The following is a 15,143-nucleotide window of genomic DNA, read 5'->3' as shown; positions in this document are numbered from 1 at the left end:
GGAGGACATGTGACTGACCTGCTCGCGTCCGGAGAGCTCTCCACCGGCGAGCTCCTGGACGACCGCTACCTGCTGCGGGAACGGATCGGCGAGGGCGGCATGGCACGCGTGTACCGCGCCGACGACACCCATCTCCAGCGGTCGGTCGCCGTGAAGGTGTTCCGTGAGCCGACGGACGCCATCGGCTCCGTCGAACGGGCGCTGTCGGAGACGACGCTCCTCGCCTCGCTCAGCCATCACTCGCTCGTCACCGTGTTCGACGCGCGCGTGGGCACGGATGACGTCAGCTACCTGGTGATGGAGCACGTCGACGGCATCACCCTGCGCGAGCTGATCGCACGCGGTCCCGTCGATCCCCGGGTCGTCGCGTCGATCGCGATCGACATCGCCGAGGGGCTGCACGTCGCGCACGACCACGGGGTCGTGCACCGTGACATCAAGCCCTCGAACGTGCTTCTCTGGGCGTCACCGCGGCCGGGATGGGAGTGGCGCGCGAAGCTCGCAGATTTCGGCATCGCCTCCCTGATGGACTCGGCCCGCGTGACGACGCCGGGCGTCATCGTCGGCACGATGGCGTACGTCGCGCCGGAGCAGGCGCGCGGAGTGGCACCGGCACCGTCCGCCGACATCTACGCCTTCGGACTGCTGCTGATCGAGGCGCTCACCGGGGAACGCCCGTTCGGCGACGCCGAGGGCATCGGCACCGTCATGGCGCGGCTGTCTGCGGCGCCCGAGATCCCCGAGTCGCTGCACCCGTCCTGGCAGGGACTGCTGCGCGGGATGACGGCGATCCGCCCCGACGACCGGCCTGCCGCGCTCGAGGTCGTGGCCGCGGCGTCACGGCTGGCGGCGATGGAGAACACCATCGCCCGCGAGAACGCCGATCCCTCGACGGCGCCCATCGCAGCTCCGGTCGCGACGCCTGTCACCGGTCCCACGCGGGCCTTTCCCCAGCCGGCCCCCGCATCGCCGCCCGTCGCGCCGGGGGCGCTCCGGCGCGACGCTCGCACGGCCGGCGTCGCTGCGCGGACCTCGGCGGACACGGACGCCGCGTCTCTGCTCCTCCCATCCGGTCCAGACGAGCCGCACCGACCCTCGCGCCGCGTGCTCGTCGTCGGAGCGGTCGCCGCGGCGCTGCTCGTGCTCGGACTCGCTCTCGGCACGGTGTGGCTCTCGAACGTCTGGTCCGAGCAACCGGGACCGGTGCCGACCTCACCGGTGGAGGAGCAGGATTCGCCCGCACCGGCGGAGGAGGAGCCGGTCGAAGAGGCCCCGGCGAACGTACCCGCGGAGCAGGTCACCCCGGACGAGGCGCCGCCCGCCGACACGGGCGGAGGCGGGAGCGACAACAGCGGCAGCGACAACAGCGGGCCCGGCAACAACAACGGCAACGGCAAGGGCAACGGCCCCGGCAGCAACAGCGGCGGCAACGGCAAGGGCAAGGGCTGATCCGGCGGGAGTGGGCGCGTGCGGCAAGTAGGCTTGTCGTCGAGGGCCTCTAGCTCAGTCGGTAGAGCATCGGACTTTTAATCCGCGGGTCGTGGGTTCGAGCCCCACGGGGCCCACCTCGAATCCCGGGCTGAACGCCCGGGAAAAGGCATCCCACCCCTCTGGTGCACCCGCCGGACCCTTCGCTAGGGTCCGAGACATGACGCCCCAGATCGGTGTGGACGGTCCGGCTTCCGATGCTCTGCTGGCCGCAGGGCGGTTCTTCACGAGGTGGGACGAGACCCCCGATCACCGGGCGGCGTTCCTCGAGGGCGGGCGCGAGGGCGACGCCTTCTACCGCGACCGGTGGAGTCACGACAAGGTCGTGCGGTCGACGCACGGCGTGAACTGTACGGGCTCCTGTTCGTGGAAGGTCTACGTCAAGGACGGCATCATCACCTGGGAGGCCCAGGAGACCGACTATCCGAGCGTCGGACCCGACCGTCCCGAGTACGAGCCCCGCGGGTGCCCCCGCGGGGCTGCGTTCTCCTGGTACACCTACTCCCCCACGCGCGTGCGCTACCCCTACGTGCGCGGCGTTCTGCTGGAGGACTTCCGCACGGCGAAGAAGCTCGGCAAGGACCCGGTCGAGGCTTTCGGCGAGATCACGAGGAACCCCGAGACCCGCCGACGCTACCAGCAGGCCCGTGGCAAGGGCGGACTGGTTCGCGCGTCGTGGCGCGAAGCCGTCGAGCTCGTCGCCGCCGGCTACGTCCACACCATCAAGGAGTACGGCCCCGATCGCGTCGCCGGCTTCTCGCCGATCCCGGCGATGTCGATGGTGTCGCACTGCATCGGCACGCGGTTCACGCAGCTCGTCGGCGGCGTGATGACGTCGTTCTACGACTGGTACGCCGACCTGCCGGTCGCGAGCCCGCAGGTGTTCGGCGACCAGACCGACGTGCCCGAGTCGGGCGACTGGTGGGATGCCACCTACTTGATGATGTGGGGCTCGAACGTGCCCGTCACCCGCACCCCCGACGCGCACTGGATGGCCGAGGTGCGCTACCGCGGCACGAAGGTCGTCACCGTCAGCCCCGACTACGCCGACAACACGAAGTTCGCCGACGAGTGGCTGCCGTGCCAGGCCGGCACCGACGCCGCCCTCGCGATGGCGATGGGCCACGTGGTGCTGAAGGAGAACTACGTCGACCGCCGCGTGCCGTTCTTCGCGGACTTCGGGCGTCAGTACACCGATCTGCCCCACCTCGTGCGGCTCACCGAGCGCAACGGCGCCTACGTGCCCGGCACATTCCTCACGTCGAAGGACCTCGGTGGCGACACCCCGGAGGACGAGTGGAAGACGGTGGTGCTGGATGCTGCGACCGCCGCTCCGCACGTGCCCAACGGCTCGATGGGGTTCCGGTACGCCGCGTCGGGCGAGGGCCGCTGGAATCTCGACCTCGAGGGCGTGGAGCCGGCGCTGTCGATCGCCGATCTCCCCGCCGCGACCGCAGCGCCGGAGGCGGTCGAGGTGCTCCTCCCCCGCTTCGACTCCGCCGACGGCGAGGGCGCGGTGCTGCGCCGGGGAGTCCCGGCGACGCGGGTGGGCGGCGTCCTGGTCACGACCGTCCTCGATCTGATGCTCGCCCAGTACGGCGTCGCGCGCGACGGGCTGCCGGGCGACTGGCCGACCGGGCTCGATGACGCAGAGTCGCCGTACACGCCGGCGTGGCAGGAGGAGATCACGGGCGTGCCGGCGCAGGCATGCACGCGCATCGCACGCGAGTTCGCCGCGAACGCGATCGAGTCGAACGGCCGGTCGATGATCATCATGGGCGCCGGCATCTGCCAGTGGTTCCACGGCGACGCGACCTACCGCACGATCCTGGCGCTCTTGATCCTCACCGGTTCGATGGGGCGCAACGGCGGAGGCTGGGCGCACTACGTCGGCCAGGAGAAGTGCCGGCCGATCACGGGCTGGCTCTCGCTCGCGAACGCCCTGGACTGGTCGAGGCCACCCCGCACCATGATCGGCACCGCCTACTGGTACATGCACACCGACCAGTGGCGCTTCGACGGCTACTCCGCCGATGCGCTCGCGTCGCCGCTGGCCGAGGGCAACCTCGCCGGCATGCACACGGCCGACACGATCGCCCAGTCCGCGCGGCTCGGGTGGATGCCGTTCTACCCGCAGTTCGACGTCAATCCGCTCGACCTCGCCGACCAGGCGGACGCGGCGGTGGCGAACGGCGAGGCGGCGGATGCAGCATCCTTCGTCGCCTCGAAGCTCGCGTCCGGCGACCTGCAGCCCGCGATCGCCGACGTCGACGCCCCCGAGAACTGGCCGCGCCTGCTCACCCTGTGGCGCTCGAACCTCATGGGATCGAGCGCGAAGGGCAACGAGTACTTCCTCAAGTACCTGCTGGGCACCCACAGCAACGTCATGGCCACCGACGAGGCGAGCGTGCGCCCGAACGACGTGAAATGGCACGACGAGATCCCCGAGGGCAAGCTCGACCTGCTGGTGTCGGCGGACTTCCGCATGACCTCGACGACGCTGTTGTCGGACGTCGTGTTCCCCGCGGCGACCTGGTACGAGAAGCACGATCTCTCGTCGACCGACATGCACCCGTTCGTGCACGCGTTCACACCGGCCATCGACCCGCCGTGGGAGGCGAGGAGCGACTTCGACCTGTTCCACGCGATCGCGTTCGAGTTCTCGGCGCAGGCGCGCACGCACCTCGGCACGCGCAGAGACCTGGTCTCGGTGCCGATGCAGCACGACACCCCGGGCGAGACGTCGCAGCCGGGCGGCGAGGTGCGGGACTGGGCGCGCGGCGACACCGCCGGCGTCCCAGGCAAGACGATGCCGCAGTTCACGGTCGTCGAGCGCGACTACACCGCGATCGCCGACAAGCTCGGCGCCGTGGGTCCGCTGGCCGACAAGCTCGGCTTCACCATCAAGAACGTCACGTACGACGTGTCGCACGAGGTGGGTCGGCTCGCGGAGAAGAACGGCGTCATGCTCGGCGGCGCGGCCGACGGACGGCCGGCGATGGACACCGACGTCAAGATGGCGGAGGCGATCCTGGCATTCTCGGGCACGACGAACGGCGAGCTCGCGTCGCAGGGGTTCCGCACCCTGGAGAAGCGCGTGGGCAAGCCGCTCGCCGACCTCGCGGAGGGCTCCGAGGAGAAGCGCATCACGTTCGCGATGACGCAGGCGGCTCCGGTGCCGGTGATCACCTCGCCGGAGTGGTCGGGATCCGAGACGGGCGGACGCCGCTACGCGCCGTTCACGGTCAACATCGAGCGGCTGAAGCCCTTCCACACGCTCACCGGGCGCATGCACTTCTATCTCGACCACGCGTGGATGCGCGACCTCGGCGAGGCTCTCCCGATCTACCGCCCGCCGCTCGACATGCACCGGCTGTTCGGCGAGCCCAAGCTCGGGCCCGACGGAGCGCAGCAGGTCGTCGTGCGCTATCTCACGCCGCACTCGAAGTGGTCGATCCACTCGGAGTACCAGGACAACCTGTTCATGCTGTCGCTCTCGCGCGGCGGCCCGACGGTCTGGATGAGTCCGGCCGATGCCGCGGCCATCGGCGCCGCCGACAACGACTGGGTCGAGTGTGTGAACTCGAACGGCGTGCTCGTGGCGCGGGCGATCGTGTCGCACCGCATGCCGACCGGCGTGGTCTACGTGCACCACGCGCAGGAGCGCACGATCGACGTGCCGAAGTCCGAGGCGACCGGCCGGCGCGGCGGCATCCACAACTCCGTCACGAGACTGCTGGTCAAACCCACGCACCTGATCGGCGGGTACGCCCAGCTGTCGTACACGTTCAACTACCTCGGCCCGACGGGGAACCAGCGCGACATGGTGGCGACGGTCCGCCGCCGCAGCCAGGAGGTGGTGTTCTGATGCGCGTGATGGCCCAGATGGGCATGGTGATGAACCTCGACAAGTGCATCGGGTGCCACACGTGCTCGGTCACGTGCAAGCAGGCGTGGACGAACCGGGCGGGCACCGAGTACGTCTGGTTCAACAACGTCGAGACGCGGCCCGGTCAGGGCTACCCCCGGCGCTACCAGGACCAGGACCAGTGGCGCGGCGGCTGGACGCTCAACAAGCGCGGGCGACTGTCGCTGCGCACCGGCAGCCGGCTGAAGCGCCTGCTCACGATCTTCTCGTCGCCGGTGCAGCCGAAGCTCGAGGACTACTACGAGCCCTGGACCTATGACTACGAGACGCTCATCGACGCACCCCTCGGCGACGACTTCCCGGTCGCGCGGCCGAAGTCGCTCATCACCGGCGAAGACACGAAGATCACCTGGTCGGCGAACTGGGACGACGACCTCGGCGGAGCCTCGGAGATGGGTCATCTCGACCCCATCGTCGAGCGCGTGCGGCGCGAGTCGGAAGACATGATCACGCTGCAGTTCGAGAAGACCTTCATGTTCTACCTGCCGCGGATCTGCGAGCACTGCCTCAATCCGTCGTGCATGGCGTCGTGTCCATCGGGTGCGATCTACAAGCGCGCCGAGGACGGCATCGTGCTCGTGGATCAGGACCGCTGCCGCGGCTGGCGTCAGTGCATCACGGGCTGCCCGTACAAGAAGATCTACTTCAACCACAAGACCGGCAAGGCCGAGAAGTGCACCATGTGCTATCCGCGGCTCGAGGTCGGCATCCCCACGGTCTGCTCCGAGACCTGCGTCGGGCGCCTCCGGTACCTCGGCCTGTTCCTCTACGACGCCGACCGCGTCACGGAGGCGGCGTCGACGCCAGACCCGAAGGATCTGTACGAGGCGCAGCTCGACCTCATGCTCGACCCCGACGACCCCGAGGTGATCGCGGCGGTCCGCGCGCAGGGCGACATCCCCGAGGACTGGATGGATGCCGCGCGCCGCTCACCCGTCTACGCCCTGGCGAAGACCTACCGTGTGGCGCTGCCGCTTCACCCCGAGTACCGCACGATGCCGATGGTCTGGTACATCCCGCCGCTGTCGCCGATCGTCGACCTCCTGCGTGACCAGGGCCACGACTCGGAGGCCGCCGGCACGCTGTTCGGCGCGATCGAGGCGCTGCGCATCCCCGTCGAGTACCTCGCCGAGCTCTTCACCGCGGGCGACACCGACATCATCACGGGGGTGCTGTGGCGACTCGCCGCGATGCGCTCGTACCTGCGGGACATCACGCTCGAGCGGGAGCGCGACGAGTCGATCCCGGCCGCCGTCGGCATGACCGGCGAGTCGATCTACGCGATGTACCGGCTGCTCGCGATCGCGAAGTACGAGGACCGCTACGTCATCCCGACGGCGCACTACGAGAGGGCGCACGAGCTCGAAGAGCTCGGCTGCTCGCTCGACTTCGACGGCGGCCCGTACGGCAACGAGCCGGGCATGTTCGGCGAGGCGAGCGGCCGACCCGTGCCCGTCGCGGTCGAGACCTTCCACGCCCTCAAGGAGCGCCAGACCTCCGATGCCGCCGCGAGCGGCGAGTCCCTGCGCGGCCGGGTGAACCTGCTCAACTGGGACGGCAACGGCGCGCCCCCGGGTCTCTTCCCTCCGAAGGATTCGACACCGGATGCGGGGCCCGGGGGCTCGTCGTGAACGTCCGGGTGGTCTACCAGGCGGCGTCGCTGTGCCTGAGCTACCCCGACGAGGGCGTTCTCGGCTCTTCGGCCCTGATCGGCCAGGCGTTGAGGGAGACGTCGCCGCGGGCCGCAGCATCCTTCGCCCCTCTGCTCGAATGGTGGGCGAAGACCTCGGCGTCCGAGGTGCAGACCGCGTACGTCGACACGTTCGACATGTCGCGGCGGCACGCGCTGTATCTGAGCTACTGGACCGACGGCGACACGCGCCGGCGCGGCGCGGTGCTCACCGACCTCAAGCGCCGGTACCGCGAGGCGGGCCTCGCGATCGACGGCACCGGTGAGCTGCCGGATTTCCTGCCGCTCGTGCTCGAGTTCGCCCGCCACGCGCCCGGCGAGGGGGCGGCGCTGCTGCAGGAGTACCGGCCGAGCCTCGAGCTCATCCGCATCGCCCTCGCCGAACGCGGATCGCCGTACGCCGGCGTCGTGGCCGCCGTGTGCGACACACTCCCCGGGCGCTCTCCCGCCGACCGACAGCAGGCGATGGCGATGGCGGCGGCGGGGCCGCCCCGCGAGTACGTCGGGCTCGACGCCCACGACCCGCGGCTGCTGCCGCTCGAGCCGGTGGGGAGGCGCTGATGGAGCTGTTCCTGTGGGGCATCCTCCCCTATGTCATGGTGGCGGTGCTCGTCGGCGGAACGATCTGGCGCTACCGCTACGACCAGTTCGGCTGGACCACGCGTTCGTCGCAGCTCTACGAGTCGCGGCTGCTGCGGATCGGCTCTCCGCTCTTCCACTTCGGGATCCTCGTCGTGATCATCGGACACGTCGTGGGTCTCGTGATCCCCAAGGCGTGGACCGACGCACTCGGCGTCTCGGAGGACATGTACCACCTCGCCGCCCTCGGGCTCGGCACTGTCGCGGGCTTCGCGACCCTCGTCGGGGTCGGCATCCTGATCTACCGCCGTCGCACCACCGGTCCCGTGTTCATGGCGACGACGAACAACGACAAGACGATGTACATCGTGCTGGTGGCGGCGATCGTCGCGGGGCTCGCCACAACCGTGCTGAGCGTGATCGGGCCGCCGCACGAGACGACCTACCGCGAGACGGTGGCGCCGTGGTTCCGGTCGCTGTTCGTGTTCCAGCCGGACATCGCGGCGATGAGCGAGGCGTCGCTGGACTTCCAGATCCACACCGTCATCGGCATGGTGCTGTTCATGATCTGGCCGTTCACCCGGCTGGTCCACGCGTTCACGGCGCCGGTGCACTACCTGTTCCGCCCGTACATCGTCTACCGCTCGCGCGACGGTCGGCCGACGACGGCGCGTGGGATCCGCCGCGGCTGGGCGCCCGTGGGCACCACCGATCGCACCCCCGACCGCAAGGCTTCGACGACGACACGCAAGACAGGAGGACGACCATGACCACGGATGCTGCAGCCACCGCCGCGACCGGCACTCAGGAGCTGCCCGGCCGCACCAAGAACCTCCTGCTGGCCCTGCTGGCCTTCACCATCACGTTCTGGGCGTGGAACATGGTCGCGCCGCTCGCGGTGCAGTACACCGCCGAGATGGGGCTGACCTCGACCGAGGCCTCGCTCCTCATCGCGACCCCCGTGCTGGTCGGGTCGCTCGGCCGCATCCTGACCGGCGCATTCACCGACCGCTTCGGCGGTCGCCTCATGTTCACGATCCTGACCGCGGCATCGGCCGTTCCCGTCGTGCTGGTCGCGCTGGCGGGCGTGTGGGGGTCGTACGCGCTCATGATCGCGTTCGGGTTCCTGCTCGGCATCGCGGGCACGACCTTCGCGATCGGCATCCCCTTCGTCAACGCCTGGTACGAGCCGGCCAAGCGCGGCTTCGCCACGGGCCTGTTCGGCGCCGGCATGGGCGGCACCGCGCTGTCGTCGTTCTTCACACCCCGCATGGTGGCCTGGTTCGGCTACGTCGCGACCCACCTCATCATCGCCGGCGCGCTCCTCGTGGTGGCGGTCATCGTGTGGCTGTTCATGCGGGACTCGCCGCTGTGGAAGCCGAACACCGCCCCCGTCATGCCCAAGCTCAAGGCAGCCTCGAAGCTCGCCGTCACGTGGCAGATGGCGTTCCTGTACGCCGTCACGTTCGGCGGCTTCGTCGCCTTCTCGACCTACCTGCCGACCTACCTCAAGGAGGTCTACGGCTACGACCTCGCCGACGCCGGCGCCCGCACCGCGGGCTTCGCGATCGCGGCGGTGATCGCCCGTCCCGTCGGCGGCTGGCTCTCGGACCGCATCGGACCGGCGACCGTGCTCTGCATCTCGCTCGGCGGTGCCGCGGCCATGGCGGTCGTCATCGCGCTGCAGCCGCCGCCCGAGCTCGCCGCCGGAGCGTCGTTCGTGCTGATGGCGCTCTTCCTGGGCCTCGGCACCGGCGCGGTGTTCACGTGGGTGGCGCAGCGCGCCCCCGCCGAACGGGTCGGCACGGTCACCGGCATCGTCGGCGCGGCCGGCGGACTCGGCGGCTACTTCCCGCCGCTCGTGATGGGCGCGACGTACAACGCGGAAGCCCACAGCTACACGATCGGGCTCAGCCTGCTGTGCCTGACCGCGCTCGTGGCGCTGGGCTTCGTGATCTTCCTGGCCCGGAGAGACCGGAAGCGAGCCTGACGGCGGTCAGCGGACAAGCGCTCCCGCGATGAACCACACCACGACGCTGAGCACGAGGGCGCCGAGCGGGTACCAGAACGCGGTGCGACGACGGGCGAGCGCCACGATCCCCGCGAACGCGCCGAGCACCGTGAGGGCGAGCGGGGTGTAGCCGCCGAGGGCGACGGCCCCGCTGTTGTCGTTGCCTCCCATCGCCCACAGCAGCGCGGCGAAGAAGAAGAACACCGAGATGCCGAGGGCGACGAGGATCAGCGCCACGGTGACGGTGATGTCCACCGCTCGCCCGCCTGTCGGCCCCGCGGGTGCCTCGCTCACCGGCCGAGCCCGATCTCGTAGTGCACGAACCCGGTGTGGGTCGCGACGCGGTCGTAGAGCGCTCGCGCGGTGGCGTTGGCCTCCTGCGTGAGCCAGTACACCTTCGCGGCGTCGTGCTCGCGCGCCCAGTCGGACACGTGGGCGATGAGGGCGCGCCCCGCGCCGGTGCCGCGCGTGTCGGGGGCGACGAAGAGGTCCTCGAGGTAGACGTAGGGCGCCGCGGACCACGTGGCGGCGTGCGTGAGCCAGTGCACGAAGCCGATGACACGACCTTCCTCGTCCGTCGCGACCGCTCCGTGGATAGGGAACTGCGGGTCGAGGAGGCGGTTCCAGGTCAGCGCGGTCTGTTCGTCCGAGACCTCCGACTCGTAGAACTCGATGTAGCCGCGCCACAGCGGGAGCCAGGCGTCGCGGTCGGCAGGGGCGAGGGGGCGGATCTCGGTCACGTGCCCGAGAGTAGCGGGTCGCCCGCGTCAGGCGAGCGCGGTGCGGGCGGTGCGTCGCGCATGGGCACTGAGGTCGTCGCCGCGACGTGCGAGGAACTCCTCCAGCCGCGCGGGATCGACGCGGCCGATCTCGCGGAGCGCGATCCCCACGTTCGTCTGCACCAGGTGCTCCGGGTCGTCCGCGAGGATCTCGCACAGCGCGAGCGGGTCGTCGAGGTCGCGCGCGCGGATGATCGAGAACGCCGCGGTGATCGCCGCGCGGCGGTGCCAGCGGTCGTCGGACCGCGCGAGCTCGAACAGCACGTCGCGCCGGCGGTCGAGCAGGTGGAGGCCCACGACGCGGGGCGCGGAGCGGTCGATGTAGTCCCAGGTGTCGATCCGGTCGAGCCGCCGTATCCACAGCTCGTACAGCGCCGCGCGATCGACGCCCTTCGTCCGGGCCTGGAAGTCGAGGATCGACACCGCCACCATCCGCATCTCGTACGCGTCGGAGTCGAGCAGCCGGTCGACCTCGGCGAGCGGCATCCGTGCATTCGCCTTCGCGATGTCGAACACGGTGCCCATGCGCACCCCGATCACCTCGGTGCGCCCGTCGGTCATGCGCCGCTCGATCTTGGCGCGTTCGTCGACGGATGCTGCGCCCTCGAGCGCCGCGCGCACGCTCTCGGCCGTCAGCGGCCGGGGCTCAGTCACCGTCCGCGAGTCCCGATGACCGCAGCTCGGCACCGGCGTGCGCGAGCTCGGCCAGCGCCGCGTCGCTGGATTCGGCGGCGACGCCCGCGACGAGGTCGGTGAGGATGCGGACGTGCCGGCCGTGCTCGATGGCGTCGAGTGCCGACGCGCGCACGCAGTAATCGGTCGCGATGCCCGCGATGTCGACGTCGACCACGCCGTGCTCCTCGAGAAGATGCGCGACCGTCACCCCGTCGTCGGTGGTGCCCTCGAACAGCGAATAGGCGGGCTTGCCCTGTCCCTTCTTGACGTGGTGGGTCACCGCCGTCGTATCGAAGCCGGGGTCGTACTCGGCACCGTCGGTGCCGCTCACGCAGTGGATCGGCCACGTGTCGACGAAGTCGGGCTCCGGGTGGAAGTGCCCGCCGTTGTCGCCCTCGGCGTGGTGCCAATCGCGCGAGGCGACGATCACGGCGTACTCCTCCGCGTGCGTGACGAGGAACTCCGAGATGCGCTGCGCGACGGCGTCCCCGCCCTCCACTCCCAGCGCACCGCCCTCGGTGAAGTCGTTCTGGACGTCGACGATGAACAGCGCCTTGCTCATGGTTCGAGCGTACGCCTGTACTCCTCGCGCGTGAGCGGATGGCCATCCCCGGCCACGAGCTCGGGATCCGTCTCGGCCGGCAGCGGCTCGTCATGTGTCGCAACTCCGCCTGAATCCGCCGCAGGCGACGTTTCGCGCTCGGAGGCTCCGATCGAAGCGGAGTTGCTGCCCGCCGGTGCCGCGCCGGCATCGCGTCGCCAGAGCTTCGAGGGCCACCAGATCGCCTTGCCGATGTCGTACGAGAGGGCGGGCACCAGGAGCGACCGCACGACGAACGTGTCGAGCAGCACGCCGAAGGCGACGATGAACGCGATCTGCGCGAGGAACAGGATGGGGATGACGCCGAGCGCCGCGAAGGTCGCCGCGAGCACCAGTCCCGCCGACGTGATCACCCCGCCCGTGGCGACGAGGCCGCGGAGGATGCCGGGTCTCGTGCCGTGGACGAGCGACTCCTCGCGTACGCGCGACATCAGGAAGATGTTGTAGTCCACCCCGAGCGCGACCAGGAACACGAAGCCGTACAGGGGCACGGCGGGATCCGCTCCCGGGAAGCCGAACACCTCGTTGAAGACCAGCGCGCTCACACCCAGCGCCGTCGCGAACGACAGGATCACGGTGCCGATGAGGAGCACGGGGGCCAGGATCGAGCGCAGCAGCAGCATCAGGATGACGAGGATCACGACGAGGATCACCGGGATGATCACCGTGCGGTCGCGCGTCGACGTGTCGTTCGTGTCGATGTCGGTCGCCGTCTCGCCGCCGACGAGCGCCGTGTCCGCGCCGAGCGTCTCGGCGAGGTCGGCGCGCAGTTCGCGCACCGTGTCCTCCGCGGCGACGGAGTCGGCAGCATCCGTCAGCGTCCCGATGACGAGCACATCGCCGTCCGAGACGGTCGGCTCGGGTGCAGGGGTGCCGGGCGGGCCGACCGCGGTGAACACCGGCTCGCCGTCCTCGACCTCGACCTGCGCCTGTCCCGTCGGCGAGTCCTCCGACGCGGCGGAGACCGACTCGATGCCGTCCGACGCCCCGAGCACGCGGACCGTGTCTGCGAGGTCCTCTTCGGGCACGATCACGTAGACCGGTGACCCGGAGCCCGCCGGGAAATGCTCGGCGAGCACCTCCTGGCCGTCGCGCGCCTCGGAGGCGCCGAGCACGAGGTCGCTTGTGGGCACTCCGTCGGCCTTCAGCTGTGTGATGCCCACGGCGCCGGCGAGCAGCACGATCGTGCACGCGATCCACACGATGCGGGCGTGGCGGGCGACGAAACGCGCCTGGCGCGGCCAGAGGCCCTTGACCGGCCGCGTGAGGTCGTCGGGGATCATCGCGATCGGCTCCTTCGGGATGAAGGGCCAGAACGCCGCGCGTCCGCACAGCGCGAGCAGCGCCGGCAGGAAGGTCAGCGCCGACAGCATCGAGAACACGATCCCGATGGACGCGATCGGGCCGAGGGCTCGGTTGGTCGCGAGGTCCGAGAGCAGCAGGCACAGGAGGCCCGCGATCACCGTGCCGCCAGAGGCGAGGATGGGCTCGAACGCTCCGCGCCACGCCGAGAGCGCAGCATCCCATTTCGTCGTCCCGGTCGCGATGGACTCGCGGAACCGGGCGACGTACAGCAGCGCGTAGTCGGTCGCCGCGCCGATCACGAGGATGAAGAGGATGCCCTGCACCTGGCCGTTGAGCACCACGATGCCGGCGTACGCCAGCCACCAGACCGTGAGAAGGGCCACGCAGAGCGCGAACACCGAGGTGAGGAGCACGAGGATCGGCAGCAGCGGCGACCGGTAGACGATCACGAGGATCAGGAACACGGCGAGGAGCGCGACGCCGAGCAGGAGGCCGTCGATCCCCAGGAAGCCCTCGACGAGGTCGGCGGTGAAGCCGGCGGGGCCGGTGACCCAGCCCTCGAGGCCGGCCGGGAGATCGTCGGCGACGAGCGAGCGGATCTCCTCGACGGTCGGCCCCACCTCGCCCGAGGCGTCGATGGGCACGAAGATCTGCGCGGCCTCGCCGTCGTCTGACGGGATCGGCGGCGACACGTCCTCCTGCACCCCCTCGACGTCGGCGATGTCTTCGGAGAGCGCCTGCACGTCGGCGATGTCGTCCTCCGAGAGCTCGCCGTCGCCCGTGACGACGACGACCGCGGGAATGCTGTCGCCGCCGAGGAAGTCCGCGAGCCTCCCGTTGACCTGCGTCGCGTCCGCGCTCTCGGGCAGGAACGACGATCGGTCGTTGCTCGACACCTCGTCGACCTTGCCGAAGTAGGGACCGCCGATCGATCCCGCGGCCAGCCAGAGCAGCACGAGGAGCGCGGGGATGCCGATTCGCAGCCAGCCGGAGGTGCGGCGGTTCGCGTGGTGAGGCGAGGTCATATCGCTAGCTTATCTAGCGAATTGCGTCTCGTTCGACCATTTCGGTGCGAACCACGCCGTCACTCGGCCTCGCGCCGCTCCTAAGCTGGGTCGCGATGCTCTCAGCCGCCATCGCCCTCGTCGGGGCCGTCGTGTACGGGGCGGCGGACTTCCTCGGCGGACTCGCCGCCCGGCGCCTGCGATCCATCGCGGTCACCGCTGTCGCCGCCGTCGCGGGCCTCGCCGCGCTGCTCGTCGCCCAGCCGCTGTTCGGCGGGGTGTGGTCGGCGCCCGATGTGGCGTGGGGCGTGCTCGGCGGCATCGTGAGCGTGGTCGCGATCGCGCTGCTGTACGCATGCCTCGCGATCGGCCCGATGAGCATCCTGTCGCCGCTGACCGCCGTCGTCTCCGCCGTCGCGCCGATGCTGTGGGGGCTGCTGGTGAACGGTGACGCCCTGGCGCCGATCGGGTACGCGGGACTGGGCGTGGCGCTCGTCGCGGTCGTGCTCGTGGGCTTCATCCCCGGCGAGAGGATCGTGCGCCCGAGCGCCCGAGGCCTCGCGATGGCGGTGGGCGCGGGCCTCGCGATCGGCGCGTTCCTCATCGTCCTCGATCAGACCTCCGCCGACAGCGGCCTCGTCCCGCTGGTGACGAGTCGCGCGACGAGCGGCGTCGTGACGGGCGTGATCGTCGGGGTGCTGGCACTTTCGGCGCTGCGCCGCGGCGAACGCGCCCGGTCGGCACTGAAGGCCGACGGGCTCCCCCTCGGCGCCACGCCCAGCGGACACGCCGACCTCGAGCACCCCACGTCGGATTTCGCTCGCGTCATCACGACCACGCGTCAGGCATGGTGGCTGGCGATCGCATGCGGGATCGCGGATGCCGCCGCCAACGCCCTGGCGCTGTTCGCGCTGCGCACCGGCGACCTGGCCGTGGTGTCGGCGCTCACCGCGCTCTATCCCGCCGGCACGATCCTCCTCGCCGCGATCGTGCTGCGCGAGCGCGTCGCGGCGGTGCAGTGGGTGGGCCTCGGACTCGCCCTCGCCGCCGGCGGCATGCTGGCCGTCGCGTAGCGGCGCGGGG

12 protein-coding genes and 1 tRNA gene are annotated in these 15,143 nt (G+C 70.4%); 8 read left to right on the top strand and 5 right to left on the bottom strand.

Features of this window, described 5'->3' with window-relative positions:
* Nucleotides 1–9 precede the first annotated feature (9 nt).
* From ACFQ7C_RS02500 to ACFQ7C_RS02470, 7 genes are all read left to right on the top strand, one after another.
* A complete protein-coding gene (locus ACFQ7C_RS02500) occupies nt 10–1,449 on the top strand; it encodes a serine/threonine-protein kinase (protein ID WP_378897476.1) in 1,440 nt (479 codons plus the stop codon).
* 43 nt (nt 1,450–1,492) lie between these two features.
* Nucleotides 1,493–1,565 (top strand) — tRNA-Lys (locus tag ACFQ7C_RS02495).
* A gap of 83 nt (nt 1,566–1,648) precedes the next feature.
* Complete coding sequence (locus tag ACFQ7C_RS02490) at nt 1,649–5,356, top strand: nitrate reductase subunit alpha (protein WP_378897473.1); 3,708 nt, start codon at nt 1,649–1,651, stop codon at nt 5,354–5,356.
* A complete protein-coding gene (narH, locus tag ACFQ7C_RS02485) occupies nt 5,356–7,047 on the top strand; it encodes a nitrate reductase subunit beta (RefSeq protein WP_378897470.1) in 1,692 nt (563 codons plus the stop codon). The genes ACFQ7C_RS02490 and narH overlap by 1 nt, the downstream gene beginning before the upstream one ends.
* Complete coding sequence (gene narJ / locus ACFQ7C_RS02480) at nt 7,044–7,667, top strand: nitrate reductase molybdenum cofactor assembly chaperone (protein WP_378897468.1); 624 nt, start codon at nt 7,044–7,046, stop codon at nt 7,665–7,667. The genes narH and narJ overlap by 4 nt, the downstream gene beginning before the upstream one ends.
* Nucleotides 7,667–8,455, top strand: a complete 789-nt coding sequence (gene narI / locus ACFQ7C_RS02475; protein ID WP_378897465.1) for a respiratory nitrate reductase subunit gamma — start codon at nt 7,667–7,669, stop codon at nt 8,453–8,455. The genes narJ and narI overlap by 1 nt, the downstream gene beginning before the upstream one ends.
* Nucleotides 8,452–9,675, top strand: a complete 1,224-nt coding sequence (locus tag ACFQ7C_RS02470) for a nitrate/nitrite transporter (protein ID WP_378897463.1) — start codon at nt 8,452–8,454, stop codon at nt 9,673–9,675. Before narI ends, ACFQ7C_RS02470 begins: the two co-directional genes overlap by 4 nt.
* Before the next feature lie 6 nt (nt 9,676–9,681).
* Here the strand turns inward: ACFQ7C_RS02470 and ACFQ7C_RS02465 are convergent, their stop codons facing one another.
* Genes ACFQ7C_RS02465 through ACFQ7C_RS02445 form a run of 5 tightly spaced genes read right to left on the bottom strand, consistent with a single transcriptional unit; the run spans nt 9,682 to nt 14,081 of the window.
* Nucleotides 9,682–9,951, bottom strand: coding sequence for a hypothetical protein (locus tag ACFQ7C_RS02465; RefSeq protein WP_378897461.1), 270 nt, complete (start codon nt 9,949–9,951; stop codon nt 9,682–9,684).
* Between the two features lie 35 nt (nt 9,952–9,986).
* Nucleotides 9,987–10,436 (bottom strand): GNAT family N-acetyltransferase, encoded by a 450-nt coding sequence (locus ACFQ7C_RS02460; protein WP_378897458.1) that lies wholly within the window; start codon nt 10,434–10,436, stop codon nt 9,987–9,989.
* A gap of 27 nt (nt 10,437–10,463) precedes the next feature.
* Nucleotides 10,464–11,129: a DNA alkylation repair protein gene (locus ACFQ7C_RS02455; RefSeq protein ID WP_378897455.1), complete on the bottom strand. Its 666-nt coding sequence runs from the start codon at nt 11,127–11,129 to the stop codon at nt 10,464–10,466.
* Complete coding sequence (locus ACFQ7C_RS02450; RefSeq protein ID WP_378897453.1) at nt 11,122–11,712, bottom strand: isochorismatase family protein; 591 nt, start codon at nt 11,710–11,712, stop codon at nt 11,122–11,124. The genes ACFQ7C_RS02455 and ACFQ7C_RS02450 overlap by 8 nt, the downstream gene beginning before the upstream one ends.
* Complete coding sequence (locus ACFQ7C_RS02445) at nt 11,709–14,081, bottom strand: MMPL family transporter (RefSeq protein WP_378897450.1); 2,373 nt, start codon at nt 14,079–14,081, stop codon at nt 11,709–11,711. The genes ACFQ7C_RS02450 and ACFQ7C_RS02445 overlap by 4 nt, the downstream gene beginning before the upstream one ends.
* 95 nt (nt 14,082–14,176) lie before the next feature.
* Between ACFQ7C_RS02445 and ACFQ7C_RS02440 the strand changes: the two genes are divergently transcribed.
* Nucleotides 14,177–15,133: an EamA family transporter gene (locus ACFQ7C_RS02440; protein ID WP_378897447.1), complete on the top strand. Its 957-nt coding sequence runs from the start codon at nt 14,177–14,179 to the stop codon at nt 15,131–15,133.
* Nucleotides 15,134–15,143: the final 10 nt, after the last annotated feature.

Source organism: Microbacterium sp. NPDC056569 (genome assembly GCF_042793475.1).
GTDB lineage: Bacteria > Actinomycetota > Actinomycetes > Actinomycetales > Microbacteriaceae > Microbacterium.
This window is presented reverse-complemented; position numbering and strand designations above follow the sequence as displayed.

Bases quoted from the DNA above. Each gene is read 5' to 3' on its own strand.
- ACFQ7C_RS02490 (WP_378897473.1), top strand. From the start codon at position 1,649: ATGACGCCCCAGATCGGTGTGGACGGTCCGGCTTCCGATGCTCTGCTG.
- narH (WP_378897470.1), top strand. From the start codon at position 5,356: ATGCGCGTGATGGCCCAGATGGGCATGGTGATGAACCTCGACAAGTGC.
- narI (WP_378897465.1), top strand. From the start codon at position 7,667: ATGGAGCTGTTCCTGTGGGGCATCCTCCCCTATGTCATGGTGGCGGTG.
- ACFQ7C_RS02470 (WP_378897463.1), top strand. From the start codon at position 8,452: ATGACCACGGATGCTGCAGCCACCGCCGCGACCGGCACTCAGGAGCTG.
- ACFQ7C_RS02450 (WP_378897453.1), bottom strand. From the start codon at position 11,712: ATGAGCAAGGCGCTGTTCATCGTCGACGTCCAGAACGACTTCACCGAG.
- ACFQ7C_RS02445 (WP_378897450.1), bottom strand. From the start codon at position 14,081: ATGACCTCGCCTCACCACGCGAACCGCCGCACCTCCGGCTGGCTGCGA.
- ACFQ7C_RS02440 (WP_378897447.1), top strand. From the start codon at position 14,177: ATGCTCTCAGCCGCCATCGCCCTCGTCGGGGCCGTCGTGTACGGGGCG.